General features: G+C 55.3%; 3 protein-coding genes. All 3 read left to right on the top strand.

Annotation, left to right across the window (positions count from 1 at the left end):
- The coding region (locus G3T14_RS23425) for an IS1 family transposase (protein WP_163644899.1) at positions 1-376 on the top strand (376 nt) is incomplete at its 5' end.
- A 323-nt stretch (positions 377-699) separates the two neighbouring features.
- Entirely contained in the window at positions 700-1,761 is a 1,062-nt protein-coding gene (locus G3T14_RS23420; RefSeq protein ID WP_163644898.1) for an HD domain-containing phosphohydrolase, read from the top strand.
- Between the two features lie 303 nt (positions 1,762-2,064).
- Positions 2,065-3,354: a GGDEF domain-containing protein gene (locus tag G3T14_RS23415; protein WP_163644897.1), complete on the top strand. Its 1,290-nt coding sequence runs from the start codon at positions 2,065-2,067 to the stop codon at positions 3,352-3,354.
- Positions 3,355-3,642 lie beyond the last annotated feature (288 nt).

Raw genomic sequence — 3,642 nt, 5'->3', positions numbered from 1 at the left:
GCTTTGGCTCTGGCGCGCCTATGATCCTGTCGGCGGGCGAACTGTGGCCTGGGTTCTGGGCCGCCGTGATGATGCAACCTGCCGCAAGCTTCTCGCTAAGACGGGAACGACGGGAATCACCTTCGTGACCGACGACTGGGACGGATATCATCGGCTGATCCCCCCGGACCAACTGTTCACCGGCAAGGACCTCACCGTTACTATTGAGCGTGACAACAGCAATATCCGACATTTCCTGGCCCGCTTTCGGCGCAGGACCAAGGTCGTCTCAAAATGTCCGAGGATGGTCGATCTCAGTTTGAGGCTTTATCACCACTGCCATGACCAAGGCGGATGCAGCCGCTTGACCAAAATTGCTCAAGCTATCTTTGCGTAGAACTCACAGAAATATATCATGATGAGCATTTTATTTATAACCAAGGGGTACTAAATATTTCTGCGATCAGAAAGAATTCTGTAACTTTTGCGTGGGAGCTTCTAGCTGATTAATCGAACCCATATGGTCGCATCCGAGGTGGTCGTTGGTTGTTCTCCGCAATGAAATGATCGCATGCATCCCCACCTTACAATCGGGGTCGCCCTCGTCACGGCCTTCGTCTTGCTCGACCGATCTGAAGAGGCCCATCCTATAACCTCCAGCGTGATCGATCCGTGCTCCCACTGACCCTCGTCGGTAATTTCCCCTGAACTGGACTGAGCGTGGGCGAGCTTCTGCTAATCAGCGATGACCTGCTTCGGGCTGAGCGCCTCGCCCGCGACCTCGACCGCTTCCGCACCTGTCGCGTCCACGACCTCTACGACGATACGCCGCCGGTCTGCGTCGCCGAACTGATCGTCAGCGACGTCGAGACCCTCACCTCGGACGCCATTCTGCGACTACGCCGTATTCTGGGTGTTGTGCGCAGCCAAGGCGCGCCCTACCTTTTTCTCGTGCATGGTCATGCCGCCCGCGCCGAAGCTCAGGCTCAGATGCTGAGCGCGAGCGGTACGCTCGCTGCCGGCTCGTTCACGCCGCTGCTCATCGATACACTTCATCAGATGTGGGAAGCCGCTCGGCCCGTCTCCGCCGCCGCTTTCAGGCTGGCCGGCGAAGCCAGGCAGTTCCTCAAGGAGACGTTCTTTTCTGGCAGGCCTGTGACCCCCGTTCTAGCCGAAACCGGCACCGAACTGGTCGCGAAGGCGATCCAAGAGGTCGGCATCCGCGACTGGGTACAAGTCGTGCAGCATTTCGACGATGCGACGCACCAGCACTGTCTGCTCGTGGCAGGCCTTGCCGCCGCTTTTTCGGGCGAGCTCGGACTTGCCGCAGCGGACCGTCACCGGGTTACCAAGGCCGCGCTGCTGCACGACGTCGGCAAGATCCAGATCCCGCTCGCCATCCTGAACAAGCCGGCCCAACTCGACGCTGCCGAACAGGCGGTGATGCGCACTCACGCCAGTCTCGGTCACGCGATGCTCGTCGGACAGGGCTTCCAAGAGGAGATGCTGGCGGTGGTGCGCTCGCATCATGAAATGCTCGACGGCAGCGGTTACCCGGACGGCCTCAAAGGCGCGGAGATCCCGGACTTGGTCCGCCTGGTGACGATCTGCGACATCTACGGTGCCCTGATCGAACGCCGACCGTACCGGCAACCGATGCCGGGTGAGAAGGCCTACGGCATCCTGGTAAGTATGACGGGGCGCCTGGACGATGATCTCATATGCGCCTTTCATCCCGTAGCAGCCGCCTTCGGCCAATTTCCCGAGGGAGCGAGCGCCTGACGTTCAGGGCGCATCCTCAAATCACCCTCCGAACCGTGCGACGACGCAATTCTTTGAAGTGTCCGACCGCCCCCTTAACGCAAAGGTATTTTTCAGCACGCATTATCCACTCAAGATAGGAAATTTGTAACACTCGTAATTATTAATTTATAAAAACTTCTATGATACGACATAATAGATCAGCCTTTTGGCTTGTAAAGGTCTCCGATGCTAAGAACACCAAAATACTATTTTCGCAGGACTGTCACGAAAGCTGTGCGGATCCTGTCTTGGTGCCGCGCTCAAGCCGACAACTTCCTCACGATGGGAACCTTCGAGCCGGCAATCGAGGGCGGCCCTGACAACAAAGCGGCGTTGTTGAAGGAGGTCGAGGCGACGCTCGATGCGGGAACCTTCGGGGTACGCTTCACGAAAATCATCGAAGAGAACTTCAACGAGGCAACAAAGGCGCCAAGGGCAGCGTTTTTTATTCGGCTCGCGATCGTCGGGACGATCATCTACAATCTTTTCCTTTTTCTTGATGCGATAATCGTTCCAGATGTTATCCGTGAACTCATCATAATGCAGCTTGCGATCGCGACACCAATTACCTGTTTTTGTATTTTAGCGATCGGTCTTTCGAAAATTGATACCAATTACGCTACCATGATTAGCGTCACGGCTATGCTCATTTGTACTCTGGCTGCTTTTATCGTGTCGCGAGCCGAGCATGTGGGTTTGTACGGGTGCCTTTTTTGCCTCTTTATGACTGCAGTCAATGTCGCGCAGGCTTGGTCTTTCAGGTGGGCCCTGACGCTCACTGCCGTCACCAATATCGCCGTGACGATCGCAGCCGTGATGCATCCGTCCCTCGACACGCCGACGCGGATCTTCATCATTATTCTTTTAGCGTCCGCGTCGCATTACTCGCTTGTTGGAAACTACCGGATCGATTCCAGCGTACGTCGAGCGTATCTCTTTGCCCTGAGGGAGAGCCTTCGGGCAAGCCTCCTGGACGAATCGAACGTCCAATTGACAATCCTGGCAAATCTTGACGGACTGACCGGCATTGGTAACCGACGGTACTTCGATAAGACCTTGGCCAAGCTGTGGACGGATCAAGAGGACCGCCGCGAAATCGCACTGCTTCTACTGGACATCGATCACTTCAAGCGGCTCAACGACACCCATGGGCATCAGGCCGGCGACGTCTGCTTACAGCAAGTGGCACGGTGCTTGGCAGAGCAAACCGTGCGACGCGGCCAGATCGTTGCACGCTACGGTGGCGAAGAGTTTGCACTGATCCTCGCGGACACAAACCTTGGCGACGCCTTTTATACCGCAGAGGAGGTACGCGGCGCTATCGAAGCCCTCGTGATCTACCGTGATGACGGAACGGCTCTAAAGATCACTGTGAGCATTGGGTGCGCGTCGATCACGCCGCACGCTGATATGTCGTACAGTGAAATCGTTGCCGCGGCTGACGCGGCACTTTACATAGCTAAAAATACAGGTCGAAATCGTACGAAATGTGCCGAACTTGGCAGCATAAATGACACTATTAATAATATTTTAATCTCTCATAACAATTGTGATTTGCAAAAAGCTATATAAAATACCAGACGATGCATCATTCGATTTTCGTGGACGTTGTAAACCTGAGATCGTTTCTTTCGGTGAAGACGGGCAGCAGGAGTGATGAAGCAGGCTGGCCTCTGACCTTTCCAAAACAAGGATCCAAGCCAATCGATGGCTCTGTTCAGCAGTTCGTAGGAACGATCCCACAGACTTTTTTAATGTTGCCCGCCGCATAACTGAGACGGCGAGACGTATCCTACGGAAGATCCGTAATTACCCAGTGCGCCGGGAGACCGGCAAGGAACAGATGGTGGAAGTCCGTCA

This window comes from Methylobacterium sp. BTF04 (assembly GCF_010692745.1).
Taxonomy (GTDB): Bacteria; Pseudomonadota; Alphaproteobacteria; order Rhizobiales; family Beijerinckiaceae; genus Methylobacterium.
Note: the sequence above shows the minus strand (reverse complement) of the source record. Positions and strands in the feature narration are given on the sequence as shown.

Coding starts and splice junctions, on each gene's coding strand:
- G3T14_RS23415 (WP_163644897.1), top strand. CDS start 2,065: ATGGGAACCTTCGAGCCGGCAATCGAGGGCGGCCCTGACAACAAAGCG.